At 67.5% G+C, this 21,231-nt stretch carries 23 protein-coding genes; 8 read left to right on the top strand and 15 right to left on the bottom strand.

Features of this window, described 5'->3' with window-relative positions; genetic code table 11:
* Positions 1-42 precede the first annotated feature (42 nt).
* Together fadJ and fadI are read right to left on the bottom strand one after the other, a co-directional pair.
* The gene (gene fadJ, locus WEA80_05765; GenBank protein ID MEX1186075.1) at positions 43-2,193 is read right to left on the bottom strand and encodes a fatty acid oxidation complex subunit alpha FadJ; all 2,151 of its coding nucleotides are present in this window, start codon (positions 2,191-2,193) and stop codon (positions 43-45) included.
* Positions 2,193-3,494 (bottom strand): acetyl-CoA C-acyltransferase FadI, encoded by a 1,302-nt coding sequence (gene fadI, locus WEA80_05770; GenBank protein ID MEX1186076.1) that lies wholly within the window; start codon positions 3,492-3,494, stop codon positions 2,193-2,195. The genes fadJ and fadI overlap by 1 nt, the downstream gene beginning before the upstream one ends.
* A 38-nt stretch (positions 3,495-3,532) precedes the next feature.
* On the opposite strand from fadI, the gene WEA80_05775 reads away from it, so the two are divergent.
* Positions 3,533-5,050 carry a glycerol-3-phosphate dehydrogenase/oxidase gene (locus WEA80_05775; protein MEX1186077.1) on the top strand — a complete coding sequence of 506 codons (1,518 nt, stop codon included), beginning with the start codon at positions 3,533-3,535 and terminating at the stop codon, positions 5,048-5,050.
* Positions 5,051-5,171: 121 nt separating this feature from the next.
* On the opposite strand, the gene WEA80_05780 is transcribed toward WEA80_05775, so the two are convergent.
* Both WEA80_05780 and WEA80_05785 read right to left on the bottom strand, forming a co-directional pair.
* A complete protein-coding gene (locus WEA80_05780; GenBank protein MEX1186078.1) occupies positions 5,172-5,648 on the bottom strand; it encodes a GreA/GreB family elongation factor in 477 nt (158 codons plus the stop codon).
* A gap of 98 nt (positions 5,649-5,746) precedes the next feature.
* A complete protein-coding gene (locus tag WEA80_05785; protein MEX1186079.1) occupies positions 5,747-6,715 on the bottom strand; it encodes a TIGR00730 family Rossman fold protein in 969 nt (322 codons plus the stop codon).
* 34 nt (positions 6,716-6,749) lie between these two features.
* On the opposite strand from WEA80_05785, the gene WEA80_05790 reads away from it, so the two are divergent.
* On the top strand, positions 6,750-8,153 hold the full coding sequence (locus WEA80_05790) for an alkaline phosphatase family protein (protein MEX1186080.1): 1,404 nt from the start codon (positions 6,750-6,752) through the stop codon (positions 8,151-8,153).
* A 3-nt stretch (positions 8,154-8,156) separates the two neighbouring features.
* Here WEA80_05790 and WEA80_05795 read toward each other — a convergent pair whose 3' ends face one another.
* Positions 8,157-8,639, bottom strand: coding sequence for a metallophosphoesterase family protein (locus WEA80_05795; GenBank protein MEX1186081.1), 483 nt, complete (start codon positions 8,637-8,639; stop codon positions 8,157-8,159).
* A gap of 17 nt (positions 8,640-8,656) precedes the next feature.
* Here WEA80_05795 and WEA80_05800 point away from each other — a divergent pair, with 17 nt between their 5' ends.
* The gene (locus WEA80_05800) at positions 8,657-8,905 is read left to right on the top strand and encodes a hypothetical protein (GenBank protein MEX1186082.1); all 249 of its coding nucleotides are present in this window, start codon (positions 8,657-8,659) and stop codon (positions 8,903-8,905) included.
* Positions 8,902-9,837 (top strand): tRNA epoxyqueuosine(34) reductase QueG, encoded by a 936-nt coding sequence (queG, locus tag WEA80_05805; GenBank protein ID MEX1186083.1) that lies wholly within the window; start codon positions 8,902-8,904, stop codon positions 9,835-9,837. The genes WEA80_05800 and queG overlap by 4 nt, the downstream gene beginning before the upstream one ends.
* A gap of 30 nt (positions 9,838-9,867) precedes the next feature.
* Here queG and WEA80_05810 read toward each other — a convergent pair whose 3' ends face one another.
* Genes WEA80_05810 through WEA80_05825 form a run of 4 tightly spaced genes read right to left on the bottom strand, consistent with a single transcriptional unit; the run spans position 9,868 to position 12,779 of the window.
* Complete coding sequence (locus WEA80_05810; GenBank protein ID MEX1186084.1) at positions 9,868-10,086, bottom strand: hypothetical protein; 219 nt, start codon at positions 10,084-10,086, stop codon at positions 9,868-9,870.
* Between the two features lie 58 nt (positions 10,087-10,144).
* Complete coding sequence (locus WEA80_05815; GenBank protein MEX1186085.1) at positions 10,145-11,404, bottom strand: MFS transporter; 1,260 nt, start codon at positions 11,402-11,404, stop codon at positions 10,145-10,147.
* The gene (locus WEA80_05820) at positions 11,401-11,736 is read right to left on the bottom strand and encodes a tRNA-binding protein (protein MEX1186086.1); all 336 of its coding nucleotides are present in this window, start codon (positions 11,734-11,736) and stop codon (positions 11,401-11,403) included. The genes WEA80_05815 and WEA80_05820 overlap by 4 nt, the downstream gene beginning before the upstream one ends.
* Complete coding sequence (locus WEA80_05825) at positions 11,733-12,779, bottom strand: NAD(P)-dependent alcohol dehydrogenase (GenBank protein MEX1186087.1); 1,047 nt, start codon at positions 12,777-12,779, stop codon at positions 11,733-11,735. The genes WEA80_05820 and WEA80_05825 overlap by 4 nt, the downstream gene beginning before the upstream one ends.
* A gap of 89 nt (positions 12,780-12,868) precedes the next feature.
* Here WEA80_05825 and WEA80_05830 point away from each other — a divergent pair, with 89 nt between their 5' ends.
* From WEA80_05830 to WEA80_05840, 3 genes are read left to right on the top strand one after another with little or no spacing between them, the layout of a single operon-like run.
* Positions 12,869-13,450, top strand: coding sequence for a nucleoside deaminase (locus WEA80_05830; GenBank protein MEX1186088.1), 582 nt, complete (start codon positions 12,869-12,871; stop codon positions 13,448-13,450).
* Positions 13,447-14,790 (top strand): hypothetical protein, encoded by a 1,344-nt coding sequence (locus WEA80_05835; protein MEX1186089.1) that lies wholly within the window; start codon positions 13,447-13,449, stop codon positions 14,788-14,790. Before WEA80_05830 ends, WEA80_05835 begins: the two co-directional genes overlap by 4 nt.
* Complete coding sequence (locus WEA80_05840) at positions 14,787-15,977, top strand: urate hydroxylase PuuD (GenBank protein ID MEX1186090.1); 1,191 nt, start codon at positions 14,787-14,789, stop codon at positions 15,975-15,977. Before WEA80_05835 ends, WEA80_05840 begins: the two co-directional genes overlap by 4 nt.
* Positions 15,978-15,997: 20 nt before the next feature.
* Here the strand turns inward: WEA80_05840 and uraH are convergent, their stop codons facing one another.
* The 4 genes from uraH to allB all read right to left on the bottom strand — a co-directional run bounded on the left by uraH (position 15,998) and on the right by allB (position 19,296).
* Positions 15,998-16,321 (bottom strand): hydroxyisourate hydrolase, encoded by a 324-nt coding sequence (uraH, locus tag WEA80_05845; GenBank protein ID MEX1186091.1) that lies wholly within the window; start codon positions 16,319-16,321, stop codon positions 15,998-16,000.
* Entirely contained in the window at positions 16,318-16,845 is a 528-nt protein-coding gene (uraD, locus tag WEA80_05850) for a 2-oxo-4-hydroxy-4-carboxy-5-ureidoimidazoline decarboxylase (GenBank protein ID MEX1186092.1), read from the bottom strand. Before uraD ends, uraH begins: the two co-directional genes overlap by 4 nt.
* A 13-nt stretch (positions 16,846-16,858) precedes the next feature.
* Positions 16,859-17,872, bottom strand: a complete 1,014-nt coding sequence (alc, locus tag WEA80_05855; protein MEX1186093.1) for an allantoicase — start codon at positions 17,870-17,872, stop codon at positions 16,859-16,861.
* A 104-nt stretch (positions 17,873-17,976) separates the two neighbouring features.
* Complete coding sequence (gene allB, locus WEA80_05860) at positions 17,977-19,296, bottom strand: allantoinase AllB (protein ID MEX1186094.1); 1,320 nt, start codon at positions 19,294-19,296, stop codon at positions 17,977-17,979.
* A 184-nt stretch (positions 19,297-19,480) separates the two neighbouring features.
* Here allB and WEA80_05865 point away from each other — a divergent pair, with 184 nt between their 5' ends.
* On the top strand, positions 19,481-20,005 hold the full coding sequence (locus tag WEA80_05865) for a hypothetical protein (protein ID MEX1186095.1): 525 nt from the start codon (positions 19,481-19,483) through the stop codon (positions 20,003-20,005).
* On the opposite strand, the gene WEA80_05870 is transcribed toward WEA80_05865, so the two are convergent.
* Complete coding sequence (locus WEA80_05870; GenBank protein MEX1186096.1) at positions 19,957-20,775, bottom strand: FAD binding domain-containing protein; 819 nt, start codon at positions 20,773-20,775, stop codon at positions 19,957-19,959. The two genes, WEA80_05865 and WEA80_05870, sit on opposite strands and share 49 nt — an antisense overlap.
* A complete protein-coding gene (locus WEA80_05875) occupies positions 20,772-21,230 on the bottom strand; it encodes a (2Fe-2S)-binding protein (protein ID MEX1186097.1) in 459 nt (152 codons plus the stop codon). Before WEA80_05875 ends, WEA80_05870 begins: the two co-directional genes overlap by 4 nt.
* Position 21,231 lies beyond the last annotated feature (1 nt).

Consider the following 21,231-nt stretch of genomic DNA (forward strand, 5'->3'; position numbering starts at 1 on the left):
GTCACTAATCACTAATCACTAATCACCAGGCACCCTTTTCAACTACCGCCGCGCCGCCTGCAGCAGCCGCTCCGCCGGCTCGAACCGGCCGGGGAACCGCGAGTTCAGCTCCTCGAGCTGGCCCACCAGCGTCGCCGCCCCGATGGAGTCGATGTACCGGAACGGACCGCCGCGGAACGGCGGAAAGCCGATGCCGAAGACCGCGCCCACGTCGCCGTCCCGCTCCGAGCGAATGATTCCGTCCTCCAGGCAGCGCGCGGCTTCGTTCAGCATGGCGAACACGCACCGCTGCTGGATCTCGGCGACCGGAATCTCGGTACGCTCCGCCGCCGCGCCCGCCACCGCGTACACCTCCGGATCCGCGGCGCCCTTCTTCCCGGCTTCGTCGTACAGGTAAAATCCTTTCTTCGCTTTCCGCCCGTACCGTCCGGCGGCGACGAGCCGGTCGATCGCTCCCGCCGGAGCGAACCGGTCGCCGAACGCCTCGTGCATGACCGCCGCGGCCTTGGCGCCGACGTCCATGCCGACTTCGTCGAGCAGCGTCATCGGTCCGACGGGGAAGCCGAAAGCGACCATCGCGGCGTCGATGGCGTCCACGGACGCGCCCTGCTCGAGCAGCCGCCCCGCTTCATTGATGTATGGGAAGAGGATCCGGTTGACGTAGAACCCCGGCCCGTCGTTGACCACGATCACGGTCTTGCCCAGCCGCTTGCCGTAGGCGACCGCGGTGGCGACCGCTTCCGGGCTCGTTCCCGGCGTGGTGATCACTTCGATCAGCGGCATCTTGTGCACGGGGCTGAAGAAGTGCATCCCGAGTACACGCTCCGGTCGCGCCGCCGCCTCCGCGATCCGCGCGATCGGAATGGTGCTCGTGTTCGTCGCGAAGATCGCCTCGGGCTTCAGCACCGGCTCGACCTCGCGCAGCACCTCGTGCTTGGTCGCGAGATCCTCGAAGACCGCCTCGATCACCAGGTCCACGCTGGCGAAGCCGCTGTAGTCCACCGTCCCGCCCAGCAACGACATCGTATCGTCCATCTGCTGGCGGGTGATCTGCCGCTTGCCGAGCCGTTCCTTGAGCACCGATCGCACCGCGGCGAAGCCTTTGCCGACCCGAGCATAATCCGCGTCCTTCATGCGCACGACGGTTCCCTGCTGCACCGCGACAGACGCTATCCCGGAGCCCATGAAACCGGCGCCGAGTATGCCGAGCTTCTTCACTTCGCGCGGCTCGGCCGGACCGTCCACACCGTTGTCCTTCTTCAGGGCCGTCGTCGCGAAGAAGAGATAGATGAGCTGGCGCGACACGTCGGTGGCCGCCATCTCGCCGAACAGGCGCGATTCCTCGCGGTAGCCGTGCGCGCGCCGGCCGCTCAGTCCCGCGGAGACGGCGTCGAGCGCCGCGAGCGGCGCGGGATAGTGCCCCTTCGTCTTCTTGAGCGTCTCCTCCCGCGCCTTCCGCAGCACCACGCTTCTGCCGACCGGGTTTCCGTCGAGCAGAGTGTCCACGAAGCTGCGCTCCTTGCGCGTCTGCGGCCGCTTGCCGTTGCCCAACTCCTTCGCGCGCTGCACCGCTATCTGTCGCAGCATGGCCGGATGCACCAGCTCTTCGACCAGTCCCATCTGATACGCTTTCTTCGCGCGGACGTTCTTTCCCGTGAGAATCATGTCGAGCGCGGCGCGCAAACCGATCTTGCGCGGCAGCCGCTGCGTGCCGCCGGCGCCCGGTATGATTCCGAGCTGAACCTCGGGCAGCGCGAGCACGGTCTTGGGATGATCCGTCGCGACCCGGTACGTGCACGCGAGCGCGAGCTCCAGCCCGCCTCCTAGGCACGCCCCATGGATCGCGGCCACCAGCGGGATCCGCATCCTCGCCACCGAATCGATGAGCATCTGCCCGTCCCTGCTCAATCGCTCGGCTTGCGCCGCGGTTTCCAGCGTGAGGAATTCCTCGATGTCGGCGCCCGCGATGAACACGTCGGGCTTGCCGCTGATCAGGACCGCTCCTCTGATGTCCTTATCGCGCTCCAGCCGGTCCGCCAGCTGGAGGAACTCGTCCTTGACCGCGCGGCCGATCTTGTTGACCGACTCACCCGGCAAATCGAACGTGACGATGGCGATCCCGTCCTGCACATCGACGGTCAGCGCGTACGGTCCGCGGCTCTCCTTCGGCTCGACCACGCGCATCGTCTCCATCACGCGCGCTCCACGACCATGGCGAAGCCCATCCCGCCCGCGGCGCACACCGTCATCAAGCCGAACTGTCCGCCGCGCCTGCCCAGCTCGTTCAATAGCGTCACCGTGATGCGTGAGCCTGTAGCGCCGAACGGATGGCCGATGGCGATCGAGCCGCCCATGACGTTGAGCCTGGCGCGATCCACTTCGCCGACCGGCTCGGAGAACCCGGCGCGCTTCGCCCACTCGCGCGATTCCAGCCCGCGAAGATTCGACAGCACCTGCGCGGCGAACGCCTCGTGCATCTCTACGAGATCCATGTCGCGCAGCGTGAGTCCCGCGCGCTGGAGCGCCACCGGCGCGGCCAGCACCGGTCCCTGCAGCAGCTGCTCGCCCGGATCCAGCGCGGCGTACGCGTAGGATCTGATGAAGCCGAGCGCCGGATAGCCGAGAGAGCGGGCCTTTTCTTCGCTCATCAGCAGCACACAGGCGCCGCCGTCGGTGAGCGGGGACGCGTTGCCGGCGGTGACCGTTCCGTACTTGCGGTCGAACACGGGCTTGAGCGCGGCGAGCTGCTCCATGCTCGTGTCGCTGCGGACCCCGTTGTCCGAGGTCGCGAACGTCTCGTACTTCGGCGGGACGTACACCGGCATGATCTCGGCGGTGAGCCGCCCGTCCGCCGTGCCGGCCGCCGCCATTCTATGCGACCGCAAAGCGTATTGGTCCTGCTCCTCCCGGGTGATGCCGTTCAGCTTCGCCATCTTCTCCGCCGACTGACCCATCGTCTCGCCGGTGGACGGCTCGGCGATGGCGGGGGCGATGGGTACCAGGTCGCGCGGCCGTATCTTCGCCACGGCGCCCGCGCGTCCGGCGATCGTCTTCGACCTCGAGGCCTTGATCAGCGCGTCGGTGAACGTCTGCTGGTGGAGCATGGGCACGTTCGACAGCGTCTCCGCGCCCCCCGCGATCGCGACGTCAACGTGTCCGAGCACGATCTGGTCGGCCGCGTCGGTGATCGCCTGGTTCGCGGACGCGCACGCGCGGCTGACGCTGAACGCCTGCACTCCCTTCGGCAGCATCGGCATCAGCGCGATCTCGCGCGCGATGTTGGGCGCGACGACCGAAGGAATGACCGTGCCGAACACGATCGCCTGCACCTCGCGCGTGTCCAGCCCCGTGCGCTGCAGCAGCTCGGCGACGCACAGCTTGCCCAGCTCGATCGCGCTGAACGACTTGAGCGACGTGCCCGCTTTGGTGAACGGCGTTCGCACCCCGGCGACTATCGCCACACGTCTGCCGGTCCCGCTGCCGAAGGTCGCCATTACGGGAAAGTTAGACGCGGGGCGTATATGTTTCTAGGATGACGGCGCCGCTTCCGACGTCCGTTCCCGTTTCGGCTCACGCGCACCGCGCGCGGCTGGGGCGGGAGTCGTTCGATGTCGTGGTCATCGGGGGCGGCATAAACGGCTGCGGCATAGCTCGCGATGCCGTTATGCGCGGGCTGAGCGTCGCGCTGATCGAGCAGGACGACTTCGGCTGCGGCACGTCCAGCCGGACGTCGCGCCTCGTGCACGGCGGGCTGCGGTACCTGGAGCACGGGCGCGTCGGGCTGGTGCGCGAGTCCCGGCGGGAGCGCGCCACGCTGCTGCGCATCGCGCCGCATCTCGTCCGGCCGCTCCGCTTCACCTGGCCGGTCTACAGCGGCGCGCGGGTCTCGACACGAAAGCTCGGCGCCGGGCTGACGCTGTACGACCTGCTCTCCCTCTCGCGTCCCGGCAGGTGGCACGAGCGATTGTCGCCGGCCGAAGTACTCGCGCGCGAGCCGGCGCTCAAGCACGCGGGACTCTCCGGCGGCGGCGCCTACTTCGATTCGTCCACGGACGACTCGCGCTTGACTCTCGCGAACGCGCTGAGCGCCGCATACTGGAGCGCGGTCACCGTGAATCACATGAGCGCGGAGCTGCTGCCCGGCGGCGCGCCGCACACCGTCGCACTCACCGACAACCTGACCGGCGAGCGGCTCTCAATCTTCGCGCGCGTCGTGGTTCGCGCGATCGGTCCGTGGTCTTCGGCCGTCGAGCGCAGCAAGGGGTCGCACATCATGGTCGACCGCTCGCTCGTCGGGAACCGCGACGCCATCGCGCTGCTCTCCCCGGTCGACGGCCGCGTGATGTTCATCCTCCCCTCCGGTCCGCACACGATCATCGGCACCACCGAGGTTCTCACGCGCGCGTCGCCCGACGAGGTTCGCGCCTCCGAATCGGAGATATCGTATCTGATCGAATCGGCGAACGCCTATCTGGCGGACGCGCGCCTGCGCCGGCGGGACGTGATAACCGCATGGGCCGGTCTCCGTCCCCTCGCGCCCGCGCCGATGTCGGCGGACCTCGCTTCCGCTTCCCGGGAGCATCTCATCACGCGCGACGCCTCCGGCACGATCACGCTCACCGGCGGCAAGCTCACCACGTACCGGGCGGTGGCGGAGGAAGTGGTCGATCTCGTGCAGATCACGCTCGGCATGCGCACTACGCGATCACGCACCTCCCGGGAAGCTCTTCCCGGCGCCGACCGCGAGACCGCGATCGCGGAGATGACCCGCGCGGAGCCCGCGCTGGGGCGACCACTCGCGAGCGACTCCGAGGTGCGCCCCGCGGACCTGCTCTATTCAGTCCGCCACGAGCACGCCCTGACCCTCAGCGACCTTCTCATCCGCCGCACCCAATCCGCCTTTCGCGCGCGCGACCACGCCATGTCGCTCGCCGCGCCGGCCGCGGACGTCGTCGCCCCGCTCCTCGGATGGAGTGCCGAACTGAAGGAAGCCGCGATCGCGGATTACGCGCGCGACGTCACCCGGCTGTTCACGATCGATCCCGACTAGGCAGGTGCCGTTGTTGGTTCGGGAGCCGAGGCTGGCCTCCGGAGCACCGTCTTAGCGAGCGCAGCGAGCGTAGGTGCGAAGGAGGCCAGCCTCGGCCTCCGAACCCCGCAGGCCGCGCCTGCTAGACGGAAGTCGAATCGTGAATCGTCTTGAGGTCGACGACCTTCAGCCGCCGCACGCCCGCCGGCAACTTGAGCACCGCAACCTCGCCCAGAGCCTTTCCGACGACCGCGAGACCGATCAGCGACGACATCGTGACGTGACCGTCCTGGAACTCCATGGCGTCGCCGAACACTAGGCTGTACGTCTCCCGCTTGCCGGTCTTCTCGTCCTCGACCGTGACCTCCGAGCCGAGCCCGACTCGATCGGTCGGAATCTGCGCGACGTCGATCTGCGACAGCTTGCTCAGGCGCTGGCGGAGCTGGCCCAGCCGCGCCTGCACGAACTGCTGCCGCTCGAGCGCGGCCTTGTACTCGCTGTTCTCGCGCAGGTCGCCGTGCTCCACCGCGCGCTTGATCTCCTGCGGGAGCGTGATGCTGAGCTCGCGCTGGAGACGCTCCACTTCTTCGCCGAGTTTGGCCTTGAGCTCTTCGATCATGACTGCGGTGACTAGTGATTAGTGACTAGTGACTAGTAACTAGTAACAGATAAACTACCAACAACCCCTTTTACTAATCACCAATCACTAATCACTAATCACCTTTTTGCGTTAAATGCAGTAATCACCGCCTGCGCCGCTTCTTCCGGGTCGTCCGTGAGAAAGAGCAGGTCCAGATCGCCCGGAGAGATCTTCTGCTCCAGCAGGACGCGCGCCTGCAGCCAGCGCAGCAGGCCGGCCCAGTACCGGCGCCCCATGAGGATCACGGGGAACTGGTAGATCTTGCCCGTCTGAATGAGCGTGACCGCCTCAAACAGCTCGTCCAGCGTGCCGAAGCCGCCGGGGAAGATTATGAACGCCGAGGAGTACTTGATGAACATCGTCTTCCGCACGAAGAAGTAGCGGAAGTTCACCAGGGTGTCGACGTACGGGTTCGCGCCCTGCTCGAAGGGCAGCTCGATGTTGCAGCCGATGGACGGGCCGTCGCCGAGGCGCGCGCCCTTGTTGGCCGCTTCCATGATGCCCGGGCCCGCGCCCGTGATGATCGAGAACCCGGCCTCGGCCAGCAGCCGCGAGACCTCGACCGCCTTGTCGTACTGCGGGTCATCGGGACCGATGCGCGCCGAGCCGAACACGGCGACGCCCTTCTCGGTCTGCGCGAGCACGTCGAAGCCTTCGATGAACTCGCTCATGATTCGCAGGACGCGCCACGGGTCGCTCTTGACAAAATCGGCTTCCGCGCGGGGATGCTGCAGGAACTTCTCGTCTTCCGTCTCGACGATGTGATCGCGGATGGCTTCGTCGATCACGCGCGTCGCTCCGGCCTGCCGCGTGTCCTCGACGCGCGACGGCGGCATGCGTCCGGCCTTCATGTGGCCGACTTCGGTGCGCTCCTTGAGCCCCGCCAGCGCCGACTCTTCCGCCGAAGCCAGCACGGCCGGGCTCATCGGCTTCCCGGTTGCCGTGCGCGCGCCTTTCTTGCGGCGTGTCGGCTGCTTCTTGCCGGCGGACGGCGACTTCCCGGGGCGCGTCGCGGGCTTTACGGTATCTTTTCGCTTCTTCTTCATCTAATTGCACGCTGAAGTACGTGGCCGGAATCTATTGCCGATTATAATCCTCGTCGCCGACGGCGCACGCACCGATACCCTTCGAGCCGCGATCGACTCGGGCGCGCTCCCCGCCATGGCACGAATGCAGGCGGAGGGTGGTCTGCACGAGATCACCTCCGTCTTCCCTTCGGTGACCGGTCCGGCGTACACGCCGTTCCTGCTGGGGAAGCACCCAGGGTCCGTGGGGATGCCCGGACTCCGCTGGTACGACCGCTCGCGCAAGGACTGCGCCGGGCCCGGGCACTCGCGCAGCTACGTCGGCAGCGAGATGCGGATGGTGGACCGCGATCTGGAGCGGGGATCTCCGACGATGTTCGAGCTGGCGCCCAACTCGCTGGCCGCGATGAGCATGGTCACTCGCGGGCTTCGCCCCTCCCGGAACCTCACCCGCGGTCCCGCTTTCGCCGCGCGCACCGCGTTCACGCACTTCCGCGGCGACGTCCAGGGCTGGCTGGACATCGACCGCGCTGTCTCGCGCCGGCTCGTCTCGACGATGCGGAAGCAGAAACCGTATTTCGTTTTCGCCGCGTTCACGGGCGTCGACAAGGTATCGCACGCGTGCGGGCAGGCTTCCGACGACGTGACCGCCGCGCTCCGCATCGTGGACGACACGGTCGCCCACATCCGGGGCGATCTCGAGCACAGGGGGCTCTGGGACATGACGCACCTCTGGGTCGTCAGCGATCACGGGCATACGGCCATACGCGGGCACGACGACCTCGCTGGCGTGCTCACGCAGCTCGGACTCCGCCCGATCTGGCACCCGTGGGGACTGTTAACGCGTGACCCGCGCACGGCGGTGATGGTGAGCGGCAACGCGATGGCGCATCTATACCTCGACCTGAAATCGGGAAAGCGGCGTTGGTGGCCTTCGCTCGCGAGCGAGTGGAGCGGACTCGCCGCAAGTCTGCTGGCGCGCGACTCGACCGATCTCATGCTGCTGCCGCACGGCGACGCCCGCTGCGAGATCCGCTCGCGCGCCGCAGGGACGGCCATGCTCGAGTGGACCGGTGACGGCTATTCGTACCGGCCCGCTAGCGGCGACCCTCTCGGGATCGGCGAACACGCCGGCCTGAGCGGAGACGAATCGCGCGCCCTGACGGTGGGAAGCGAGTACCCGGATGCGCTGGTTCAGATCGCGCGTCTCGCGCGCTCGCCGCGGTCGGGAGACATCATACTGTCCGCGGCGCGCGAGTGGGACCTGCGCGCGCGCTTCGAGCCGATACCGCACATCTCGTCGCACGGCGCGCTGCACCGCGATCACATGCTGGTGCCGCTGCTGGTCAGCAGGCCGCTCGCGCGGGCTCCGCTGCGAACCGTGGATCTGATGCCGAGCGCTCTGGACGGACTCGGTCTCCCGCATCCACCGGGCCTCGAGGGCAGATCCTTCCTCTGATCGTCACTCGCTCGCGCTCAGCGTGATGAACTCGACGTCAGCGATTCCGTCGGATATCCGCAGTCGCGCGACGCTGGGCTCGAGATCGAACCTGCGCTGACCGGCGGCTCCGGGGTTCACGACGACCCGTCCTTCCCACTTCAGCAGGAAAGGCTTGTGCGTGTGGCCGTACACGAGAACGTCCTGCGGATAGCGCGCCAGCAGGCGCTCCGGCGTCGGACGCCCGAGCTCGTGCCCGTGACTCACGTGCACGCTCAGCCCGCCGATCTCCTGGATTATCTCGCTCTCGAGATGCGGCGCCGGCGCGTCCGTGTTGCCGCGAACCGCGAGCGTCGGCGCGATCGTGCGCAGCTCGTGCAGGATGTCCTCGCCGCCCACGTCTCCCGCGTGCAGGATCAGCTCGACGCCGGCCAGCTCGTCGTGCACGTCGGGCCGCAGCAGGCCGTGCGTGTCCGAGATGAGGCCGATCAGGTGTCGGGAAGCCATATCACTTAAGTTGAATCATGCAGTGGTTGCGTCTGACCGGAGCACTGGCCGCGCGCTCGGTTCGCCGGCCGCGACTGGCCGTCGCCCTGACACGGGTGGCGTGGCGCTTCCGCCGCCGCGAATGGTATAAGCGATTCCCGTTCCTGCCGCTCCCGGATCGCACCTACCTGCGGTGGAGAATGCACACGGCGTATGGCGATTACGACGCCACGCCCCCCGCGCGCGACGTGGAACGGTACGCGCTCTGGTCGGTATCCAACTCATGAGGATCGAGGATTCGCTCAAGTCCCGCGCCCGCGCGCTTGGCTTCGATCTCGTCGGGATCGCCAGGCTCGGGCCCGCGGAGACCGCGCCGATGTTCGACGAGTGGGTCGCGCGCGGCTTCGCCGGCGACATGGCGTATCTGGAGCGCGGCGCCGGGAAACGCGCCGATCCGCGCCGCGTGTTCGAGAACGTCAAGTCGGCGGTGGTTGTCGGAATGAACTACGGCGGCACCGCTCCCATCGGGCCCGTCGCCAGATACGCGCGCGGCGATGATTATCACGACGTGATGACGGAACGGCTGCGCGCGTTACATGCCTGGCTCAACACCGAGCTCGGGCGCGAGGTCGCCGGCAAGGCATACGTTGACACCGGACCGATTCTCGAGCGTGACCTCGCGCGCAAAGCCGGGCTCGGCTGGTTCGGCAAGAACACGATGTTGCTCAACCCGGAGATCGGCTCGTTCTTCTTCATCGGCGCGCTGCTGCTCGATCTCGACCTCCAGGAGGACGCGCCGTTCGAGGCCGACCGATGCGGCACGTGCGCTCGCTGCCTCGATGCGTGTCCCACCGATGCTTTCATCGCGCCGCGCGTGCTCGACGCCACGCGGTGCGTGTCATACCTCACCATCGAGCTCAAGGGCGACATTCCTGAGGAGTTTCACTCCGCCATCGGTGAGAATGTGTACGGCTGCGACATCTGTCAGGACGTGTGCCCCTGGAACGTGAGCTTCTCGCGCAACCTGCCTGATGACTCACCCTTCAGCGCGCGGGAGATGCTCGCCGGCAAGAACGCGCGGCAGCTCGCGCTCGACCTGCTGGCCATGTCGCAGGAGGAGTTCACGGTGCCGTTCCGCAAGTCGCCGATGAAGAGAGCGAAACTGCGAGGCTTGCAGCGGAACGCGGCGGTGGTGCTGGGAAATGGGACCTCCCAATGAATCAGCGCTCCATTCGCCGTAGACGGGAGCTCAGGGCTCCCTCGCGGCCGAGTCCATGCGCGCGTTTCGTGCGGCCACCGAATCCGCGGCATTCATCGCTCTGGTGATGCCTCGCGCGCCCGGTAGGCCGGAGGCGCCGATCGCGCTGTCCGCCTGACGTTTCGTCAGGTCGGTGCGGGGCTCCGGCGTCTCGCCAGACTGGCACGCCGCCAGCGCGAGCATTCCCGCCAGGAGCATCAGCTTTTGCATCGTACCAATCCTCCGATGGTTGTTGGAAGCATGCTGCTGTGCTGAGACTAACACGGCATCATCGGCGGAGCGTCTCCGGCATGCGCCAGACGACAGCCAGGCCGGACGCGAGAGTGAGCAGCGCGACGACGCCGATCGCCCACGCCATCCCGAACAGGTCCGCCACCACGCCCGCGAGCAGCGCCCCCACGGCGTAGCCGCTGTCGCGCCACAACCGGTAGATGCCCACGGCCGAGCCGCGCCAGCGCGGATGCGCGACGTCGCCTATCGCGGCGAGCAGCGTCGGATAGACCATCGCGGTCCCCACGCCGAGTAGCGCGGCGGCACCCATCCACGGCCAGAAGCCGCGCACGAGGGCGATCGCGCCCAACGCCACTCCCTGCAGCAGCATGCCGCCCGCGATCAGGCGCCTGCGCCCCAGACGATCCGACGCGGCGCCGGTCCAGAGCTGCAACACGCCCCAGACCGCGGGATACGTAAAGCTCAAGACTCCGATCTGCGCGACATCCAGCCCCGCCGCCGCGAAGAAAAGCGGAAACAGCCCCCACGCGAGACCGTCGTTCAGGTTGTTGACCATTCCAGCCTGGCTCGCGCTCGCCAGCGCCGGATCCCGCCAGCTCACGCGGGCGAAGAGCTCCCGCGCGGACACGTCGCCGCCGTAATCCCGCGCGGTCGAGCGCTGCTCGAAGGTCGTTGCCTCCAGCGCCGAGTGTTGCTGCGTCTCCCGCACGAAGAAGAGCGACAGCGCCAGACCGATCGCGGCGAAGGCGATGCCGAGGTAGAACGGCGCCGGACGGTAGCCGTACGCCGCGGCGATGTAGCCGGTGCCCAGCGCGGCGAACGCAACGGCGAGATAGCCGGCGAACTCGTTGAGACCCATCGCCAGTCCGCGCCGCTTCGGGCCGACGAGATCGATCTTCATGATGATCGTGATGGACCATGTCAGCCCCTGGTTTATCCCAAGGAGCACGTTGGCGAAGACGATCCACGACCAGGTGGGCGCCCATATCACGAGCAGCGGCACCGGCAGCGCGAACACCCAGCCCGCGAGCAGGACGCGCCTGCGGCCGTAGCGATCGCCCAGGCGCCCGGCGAAGAAATTGGTGAGCGCCTTCACGACGCCGAACGTCGCTATGAACGACAGCGCGGCGCTCTTGCTGGCCACGCCGAACTCGGCTTCCGCGAGCAGCGGGAGCACGGTGCGCTCGAGCCCCACCATCGCTCCCACGAACGCGTTGACGAGCACCAGCAGCCAGAACTGCCGCCAGTTCTCCCGCAGCCCGAGCGCGAGCGCTCCCTTGGGAGCCGCCGGGCTCAAGCTATGCGCGTGCCGGGAGCGACATCCGCGTCGGGGCCGAGCAGCACCACGTCGCCGGGCGCCGGACACGCGCCGAGCACGAGCACCTCGGATACGAACGGTCCGATCTGCCGCGGCGGGAAGTTCACGACGCCCACCACCAGCTTTCCGACGAGAGCCTCCGGCTCGTAGTGCAGCGTGAGCTGCGCGCTCGACCGCTTGATCCCGATCTCCCCGAAATCGATCGTCAGCTTGATCGCGGGCTTCCTCGCCTCGGGAAAGTACTCGGCGGAAATGATCCGGCCGACGCGGATGTCGACCTCGAAAAACTGCTCGGGCGTGACCGTCTTCAACTGCTCTGAATCGTTGCAGTGTCGATCACGAACCGGTAGCGCACGTCGCTCCGGAGCATTCGCTCGTACGCCTCGTTGATCCGATCCATGGCGATTACCTCGACGTCGGCCTGCAAGCCGTGCTCGGCGCAGAAGTCCAGCATCTCCTGCGTCTCCCGGATCCCGCCGATCGACGAGCCCGCCAGCCTCCGCCGGCGGGAGACCAGCGGACCCGCCGAGACCAACGAAGGATCCGGTATCCCGACCAGCACCATCGTCCCGTCGAGGCAAAGCATCCGGAGATAGGCGTTGTAATCGTGCGTCGCGGAGACTGTGTCGAGAATGAAATCGAACCGGTTCTTGTTCCTGGCGAACACGGTGGAGTCGTCGGTCGCGAGGAACTCGTCGGCGCCAAGCTGGAGCGCGTCCTCGCGCTTGCCGGGCGAGTGGCTGAGCACGGTGACGTGCGCGCCCATGGCTTTCGCGATCTTGACGCCCATGTGCCCCAGGCCGCCGAGCCCGACGATCGCGACCCGGTCTCCGGCCTTCACGCCGAAGTGCCGCAGCGGGGAGTAAGTCGTGATGCCGGCGCACAGCAGCGGCGCCGCTCCCTCGAGCGGAATTCCCTCCGGAATCCGGACGACGTAATCCTCGTTCACGGTGATGCGCGTGGAGTAGCCGCCGAATGTCGGCGTTTTTCCGTCGCGCTCCCGCCCGTTGTAGGTCGGGGTCATCCCCTTCTCGCAGTATTGCTCCTCGCCGGCCTTGCACGCGGCGCACCGCCGGCACGAATCCACGAAGCACCCCACTCCCACGACGTCGCCGGGCTTCCAGCGGGCGACACGCTCGCCCGCGCGGGCGACGGTTCCGACGATCTCGTGGCCCGGCACCATCGGATAGATCGAGCCGCCCCACTCGTCACGCACCTGATGGATGTCCGAGTGGCACACGCCGCAGAAGCGGATGTCGATCAGGACGTCGTGCGGGCCGGGCTCGCGCCGGTCGATGGCGAGCGGACCGAGCTGCGCGGTCTTCGACGGCGCGGCGTAGGCTGCAGTCTTCAACATTGTCTCCTCGGTGCTGTTTCCATTCCGCGAACTTCGTGGCATAGCCGCCTTTCGCAGAGCTTCTCAAAGCGACAACATTCCCCGCTGTGAAACAAGACCGAAAACGCCCCGCGATCCATGTGGAGTACCCGGACTGGGTCGACTCCGTCGTCGACTGGCGCCGGACCTATCGCACCGACAGCGAGCGCATGTCGCTCGCCATCGCGGTCTCGCGCGAGAACGTCGAGCGCGGCACCGGCGGGCCGTTCGGCGCGGCCATCTTTGACCAGGCGAGCGGCAAGCTCGTGTCCGTCGGCATGAACAGCGTGGTCCGTTACAACAACTGCGCGCTGCACGCCGAGATGGTCGCGTTCATGTTCGCGCAGAACCGCGTCGGCTCGTTCAGCCTGAGCTCGGCCGCGCTTCCGCCGCACGAGCTGTTCACCTCCTGCGAGCCGTGCGCCATGTGCCTGGGCGCGACGCTCTGGAGCGGCGTGCGGCGGGTGGTGTACGGCGCGGCACGGGAGGACGCATCCCGATTGAGCTTCGAGGAGGGCCCCGTATTCCCCGAGTCGTACAAGTACCTCGAGGATCGCGGAATAGTCATCGAGCGGAACGTCCTGCGTAACGAGGCGCGGGAAGTGCTCGAGCTGTATCGCTCGCGCGGTGGCATGGTGTACAACGGATGACGACTTCGCTCGACAACGAGCTGCTCCTCGATGCCGCAGCGGCTTTGCGCGAGGCGAACATCGCGTTCGCCGATGCGCATCCCGGCGAAGGACCCGGCCGGCAGCCCGTGCACACGGTCTACGGCGGCGCGCAGCTGTTCGCCGCCGACACCGTGTCCAAGCTCGGCGCGGTGGCGCTACGCGCACTCGACACCTACGCGCCGGACGCGGCCGCGCTCGGCCGCGCGCTGAACATCGGCAACCACCCCGCGCTCGCGACGATCGACCGCCGGGTTCGCGACAAGCTCGCGCGCGAGCCGATCGAGGATTTCCGGATCGACTTCGAGGACGGCTACGGCAACCGCCCGGACGCCGAGGAGGACGGGCACGCCGCCGCGGTCGCGAAGGAGCTGGCGAAGGGGATGCGCGACGACTCGTTGCCGCCGTTCATCGGCGTGCGGGTCAAGCCGCTCAACGAAGAGCTGCGCGCGCGCAGCGTTCGGACGCTCGATCTCGTCTACACGGCGCTCGCCGAGTCTGGCGGCGTGCCGGACCGATGGATCGTGACGATCCCCAAGATCACGATCATCGAGCAGGTGGAGTTCACCGTTTCGGTTCTCCAGCAGCTCGAGCGCAAGCTCGGCCTTCCCGCCGGCGTCTTGAGGTTCGAGGTGATGGTCGAGACGCCGCAGATCGTCCTCGACGCGAGCGGCCGGTCGCTGCTGCCGCGGCTGCTGGACGCTTCGGGCAGCCGTTTGCGCGGCGCGCACTTCGGCACCTACGACTACACCGCCGGCATCAACATCACCGCGGCCCAGCAGCGCATGCAGCACCCGTCGTGCGAGTTTGCCAAGCACTTCATGCAGGCCGCGTTCGCCGGAACCGAAGTCTGGCTGTCGGACGGCTCGACTACGGTGATGCCGGTCCCGGCGCACCGCGAAGCCAGGGGCGGCCCGGCGCTGACGAAATCGCAGCTCGCCGAGAACGCCGCGAGTGTGCACGCCGCCTGGCGGATGCACTTCGACGACGTGCGGCACTCGCTCGCAGGCGGATTCTATCAGGGCTGGGATCTGCACCCGGCGCAGCTGGTGACCCGCTACTCCGCGCTGTACAGCTTTTTCCTGGACGGGATCGACGCGGCCGGCGTGCGGCTCAGGAACTTCGTCTCGAAGGCGGCGCAGGCCACTCTCGTCGGTGACGTTTTCGACGACGCGGCCACCGGCCAGGGACTGCTGAACTTCTTCCTGCGCGGGATCAATTCCGGCGCGATCACCGAAGCGGAAGCGCTGAGCATGACGGGGCTGACGGAAGAGGATTTCCGCAGCCGCTCGTTCGTGAAGATCATGCGGACGAAGAGGTGAGTGGAGCGGACTGGGAGATCGTCGACCTCGTAGCGCGCTGGGTGCACGTCATCGCCGGCATCATGTGGGTCGGTAACTCCCTGCTCTTCAGCTGGCTCGACCGGAATCTCCAACCGTCGGAGGACGCGGCACCCGGATCCCTCGGGCACATCTGGCTGCTGCACAGCGGCGCGTTCTACTACGTGGACAAGACACTCCTCGGCGGACGGTCGCTGCCGCGGCCGCTGCACTGGTTCGTCGTGCAGGCGATGACGACGTGGGGCAGCGGCGCAGTGCTGCTGATCGCGGTGTACTGGGCCGGCGGCCGCGCGGCCATGGCCGATCCCGGGCTCGCGCAACTCAGCCATGGCCAGGCGGTCGTCGTCGGCATCGCCGCAATCCTGCTCGGCTCGGCGCTGTACGATGCGATGCAGCGGACAGTGGCGGTACGTTCGCCTCGCCTCGCGAGCGCGGTTTGGCTGACCGGGCTGACAGCGATATCGATCGCCCTCACGCAGCTGCTGAGCGGCCGCGCGGCGTTCCTCCACGTTGGGGCGATGCTCGGAACGATCATGGCGCTGAACGTCGCGCACACGATCGTTCCGTCGCAGAGACGGCTGGTGGCTTCGGTCGGCGGGGGCGGCATCGCCGACCCGGCGGTGAGCGATCGCGCGAAGCGCGTCTCCATTCATAACAACTACTTCGTGTTCCCCGTCATCGTGCTGATGGTGAGCAGCCATTTCCCGAACATCTACGCGAATCGCCTGAGCTGGTTGCTGCTGTTGATCCTCGTCGCCGGCGGGGTGGCCGTGCGGCACGTGCTCAATATCCGCTACACCATGCGGACGTGGCCGGCCGTGCTCACGGCCACGATGCTGGCCGGCGTCGTGGCACTGTACGGCACGGTGCGGCTCGGCGCGGCCCCGCGGTTGCCCGCGGTCGCCGACCCTCCGGGGCCCCTGACTTTCGCGGAAATCCGCAGCGTCATCGACCGCCGCTGCACGGTGTGTCATTCAGCAAAGCCGAGCGACATGACGTTCGGGGTCGCGCCGGGCGGAGTGCGGTTCGACACCCCCGAGCAGATCGAGCTCCTCGCGGCCCGCATTTACGAACGCGCGGTCCTGACTCGAACGATGCCGCCGGCGAATAAGACCGCGATCACGGACGCGGAGCGCGCCCTGCTCCGCCGCTGGTCCGCTCAGCGCTGAGCGGACGCGAGCGAATTTCGTCAGCTCCCGCGGTATGTGGAGTAGCCGAACGGACTGACCAGCAGAGGCACGTGATAGTGTTCGCCCTCACCGATCCGGAAATTCACCGTGATCTCGGTGTAGAACGAGTCGCGCCCGCTCGCGGCGAAGTACTCGGCGACCAGGAAGCGAAGGCGGTAAACTCCGGCGCTCATCGGACCACCGGCTTTGATCTCGGGCACGCGCCCGTCGGCATCGGTCACGCCGGTTCGAATGATGTCCGCGCCCTGCTCGAGCGTGACCTTGATTCCCTCCGCCGGCCGGCCGAGCGAGATGTCGAGAACGTGGGTGCTGAGCGTGCTCACGCTGAGTCTCCTTGTTGTCCGAGCAGCTTCTCCAATCTCAATCGCGTGATCTTGCGCTGCTCGTCGGCCGCGACGGCAAGCTCCGTAGCCGGATCGTTGCGCAACCGCTCCGTCACCATCGCGAGCAGCTCCTCGGCGGTCTTGCCGGTGGCGCATACTACATAGATGTAACCGAACCGCTTCTCGTACTCCCGGTTCGCGTCCGCGAGCGAGCTCCGGATGTCGTCGCGCGCGTCGCCCACGCCGGACTGCTCTCCGGCCGCCCATGCGGCGCCGCGCTCGCTCTGCGTTTTGACGCTCCGCCGCTCCCCGATTCGCGGATGGTGCGAGAACGCCTCGCGCCAGTCGTCGGGTCCCAGCGATCGCCACGTCTCGTCGGCCGCCGCCAGCAGCCGCTCCATCGACCCGAACGGCCGGCGCGCGACCATCGCCGATATCCAGCGCGTGGATCCACAGCAATCGCCCAGGAGCTGCGACGCGCGCTCCGGCGGCAGGACGTCCAGCTCGGCGACCGTCGAGTTCACACCCACGCTCCCGCTATGTTGTCGCGCGGCCGAACAGCCGCAGACGCGCGACTCCGCCGTCCGGGTAGATGTTCAGCCGGGCGTGCGTCGCGGGCTTCGCCGGCAGGTCGTCCCAGCGGTGGCGCGCGTCGGCGTCGAGCGGCGTGTTCGGCAGGAGCTCCTCCCAACACGCCGTGTCCGCGTCGAACGAGTCGCCCGCGTCACAGCATTCCAGCATCGCGCCGGCGGGCGCGTTGCCCTTGAAGTGATCGGTGTCCAGCTCGATCCGCTCGATCACTCCGCGCCGCGCGAGGCGGATGATGGCCCAGTCGTGGCCCGTTCCGCGGCGCCGTCTCGTCTCCCAGCCGTCGCCCATGTGCGTGGAACTGCCCGGGATGATCAGGTTCTGCCGATTGCCGTAGTGCATGTCGCTGCAGGACACGACGAATCCGCCGTTGGCCATGGCGGAGAGATCCACCTCCGAGTCCTGCTCGAACAGCCGCTCGTCGGGCACGACTTCGCCGTGCACGCGAAGGCGCGCGACCCCGCCGTCGGGAAAGATGTTGAGCCTCACGTGCGTGACTCGCGCGTTGCCGTCGATCGGGAACGAGTCCACCGCGTCGCCCTTCAACGCGGACTTCGCGAGCAGCGGCCGCCAGGGAATGTCGTCCCGCGCGATCCGCTCGCCGGGCACCGGATCGTCCACGGCGCACGCGTCAATGCCGGCGTGCTCCGGATAGTTCCCGGTGAAATAACTCGTGTCGATCACGACGCCGCGCACGATTCCGGGGATGCCGAGCTGCACGATCGCCCAGTCGTGGCCGGGCTCGCGCCTGCGGCGCGTCTCCCACCCGTCCATCCATTTGCCGCGGTCGGTGTACTCGCCCTCGCGCCACTCCGGCTTGCCGGGCTTGATCAACGACTCCTTGGGGGCGAAGAAATCGTCGTTGGCGGCTACGACCTCGCCGCCAAGGCGCTCCGCCGCCAGATCGGGCAGATCGGTGAAGGAGGGCGCCGGAACGTGTCGCGCCGGTGAGTCTGCAGTCATCGGGCGTAATGTAACGGTACTTGTGGGCGGTGTTCGTCCCGAGGATCGATTGTGACTAGTGACTAGTGACTAGTGACTAGTGACTAGTGATTAGTGATTAGTGATTAGTGATTAGTGACGGCCATGCGATCGCCGAAGACCTGGCGGCCGCCGACGTAAGTGGCGTGCACCACGCCAAAAAGCTCGCGGCCCGCATAAGGTGTCACGGCGTGGCGATGGAAGAGTTCCGCTGGATCCACGACGAAGCTCGTGTGCGGGTCCCAGAGCACGATGTCGGCGTCGTACCCTGCGGCGATCGCTCCTTTTCTGTCGCCGAGCCCGGCGAGGCGCGCCGGTGCGGCGCTCATCCACTCCGCGATGCGCTCGGGAGGAACGTCACGAACTCTCGCTCCGGTCCAGACGGCGGGAAGCGACAGCTGCAGTGAGGCGATTCCGCCCCACGCCGAGAAGAAATCGCCGTGCGTGCGCTTCATGTTAGGCGGGCAGGGGGAATGATCGGATGCAACGAGATCGATGTCGCCGGCAATCAGCGCCTCCCAAAGCCCGTCCCGCTCGGCGCGGGACCGGATCGGCGGTGCGCACTTGTACTCGGTAGCTCCGTCGGGGATCTCCTCGGCCGCGAAGGTCAGGTAGTGCGGACACGTCTCCACCGTGAGCGGGAGCCCGCGCAGCTTCGCGGCGCGGATGATCTCCAGCGAAGTGGCCGAGGAGAGATGCACTATGTGCACGTGCGCGCGCGAGCGGTTCATGAGGCCGACGAGCAGCTCGATGGCCGAATGCTCCGCCTCCACGGGCCGGGAGGCGAGATAGTCCGCGTACGAGGAGGAGCTTCCGGCCGGGACGAGCCGCGCGGGATCTTCCGCGTGAACCATCAACGGCAATCCCAGTCGCGCGAGCACGGGGAAGGCCTTGGCGAGATCTCGCTCGGTGACGTGCGGGAACTCGTCCACGCCCGACGGCGAGAGAAAGCACTTGAACGCGCGCACGCCGGCGTCGCGCAGGCCCTCTAGCTCGCCGGTGTTTCCCGGCACGACGCCGCCGATGAGTTCCACGTTGACCGACATCTTGCCTTCGGCCGCCGCGCGCTTCACGGCGAGCGCCTGCACGGACGTCGTCGCGGGGATGGAGTTCAGCGGCATGTCGAGGATCGTCGTCACGCCACCCGCCGCCGCCGCGCGCGTCGCGGACTCGAAGCCTTCCCAGTTCGTTCTGCCGGGCTCGTTGACGTGCACGTGGGTGTCGACGAGCCCCGGCATTACGAGCAGCTCTCCGGCGTCTACGCACTGCTCCCCGCCGCCCACTTCATCCCACGCGGCGACACGCGCAATGCGCCCCGACTCGATGTGCACTGAAGCAGCGCGCACACCCTCGGGGGTCAGAACCCGCCGTCCGCGGATGACCGCGGGTACAGTCGTGTCGATCACTGTCTGCGTAGCCTCATCCTCCGAGACGCGGAAGTTGCAAAATAGAGGAGAATCGCCCTGCGAGGAGCCGCTGGCCCGCTGAGGCTTCGGTCGCTAAACTGGCTTCTCGCGCGTTTGCGCGCGTCGCCGATTCGGCCCACGCCGGGTAGTGTCATCCACATCGTGATTCGAGATGAGCCGTATTTTGTCTTTGCTTTCATGGTCGGCGGCCCTCGCCGGCTCGATTGTGTCGTGCGCCGACGGCCTCGTCGATCCCAAGCTTCCCCCCGGCGCGACGCAGTTTACGCCGCCGGCGGTGTACGCCACATGGTGGGAAATGACGAAGGCCTGTTCCGGCCGCTCGAGCTCGCTCGACGCCGTAACCTGGTACGAGGTTCCGGCCAACGTTCCGCTCGAATCCGATGGGAAGCCGGTGTCCGCGTACTGGTCGGCTGCCAGCAATCAGATCGTGGTGTCGGCGGCCGTGGCCAGGAATGGCCAGGTCATTCGTCACGAGATGCTGCACGCGCTGCTGCGCACGAAGGGGCATTCCCGCGCGGATTTTCTGGAGCGTTGCGCCGGCCGCGTGACCTGCAGCTCACGATGCATCGAGGACGCCGGACCTGCGCGCCGCGCCCGATTACTCCCTGTAGGTCAGATAGCCGCGGCTCGCTCCCGATTCTACGCGGTCTCCAGCCAGAATCGCCGCAGAAGGTTCTTCGCCACCTGAAGCCTGTACTCCGCGCTCGACCTGATATCATCGATCGGTTTGATCTCGTCGGCGAGCACCTTCACCCCCTGATCGATTCCCGCGCCGGACGCTAGTGCTCTCTCCGTCAGAGGAACTCGCACCACCGTCGGCGCGACGCTGCCGAACGCGATGCGCGGGGCGGAAGACCGCACGCCGGCCATGACGATCTTCGAGATCGCCTGCGCCGCGCGCGTCCCGACTTTACGGAACCACTGCTTTCCTTCTACCGGCGGTATCTCGATCGCGACGATCAGCTCGTCCGGACGCATCACCGTGGCGCGATAGCCCGTGTAATACTGCGCGAGCGGCACGCGCCGCTCGCCGTCGGCGCTCCGCAGCACCACCACCGCGTCAGCGGCGGCGAGCACCGGCAGCGAATCGCCGGCGGGTGAGCCGTTGGCGATGTTGCCACCCACCGTCCCGCGGTTCTGTATCTGCACGCCCCCGACCTGCCGCGCCGCTTCCACCAGCATCGGCAGCCGCTGCGTTACGAGCGGCGACCGGATCAACGAGGTATACGTCGCCAGCGCGCCGAGCACGAGCGTGTCGCCGCGCTCCGAGATCCCGCGCAGCTCGTCCACCGACCAGATATCGAGAAAGCGTGTCTGCTCCAGCGTCCCGAAATTCAGCGCCACGTACAGATCGGTCGCGCCGGCCACCGGAGTTCGCCGCTCGTCGCGCAGAATTCGCAGCGCGTCGTCGAGAGAAGCCGCGCTGCGCATGTCCAACCCCGAGACCGCCGCTCTCACGCCACCACCGCGTCGCCTGCGCCCTCATCGAGCGGCATCCCGCGCCACTTGAGCACGGCGCGATAGATGGCCGCGTAGCCGGTACAGCGGCAGAGATTCCCCGCGAGAGCGGTACGCACATCGTCGAGCGTCGGCGCCGGGCCGAGCGTGAGAGCCGCCATGATCATCCCCGGCGTGCAGATGCCGCACTGCGCGCCGACCTCGTCCATGAACAGCTTCTGCAACGGATGCTCGCCGTTCAGCCCCTCGATCGTGGTCACCTCGGCGCCCGCCACCTGCGAGACAGGAACGATGCAGGAGCACACGGGCTCTCCATTTATGAGCACGGTGCACGCGCCGCACTCGCCCTCGCCGCATCCTTCCTTGGTGCCGGTGAGCCCGCACTCCTCACGCAGCACGTCGATCAGACGCGTCGCGGGATTCACGCCGATTTCGCGTATCTCTCCGTTGAGCATG

Source organism: Gemmatimonadaceae bacterium (genome assembly GCA_040882285.1).
Classification (GTDB): Bacteria; Gemmatimonadota; Gemmatimonadetes; order Gemmatimonadales; family Gemmatimonadaceae; genus JACDCY01.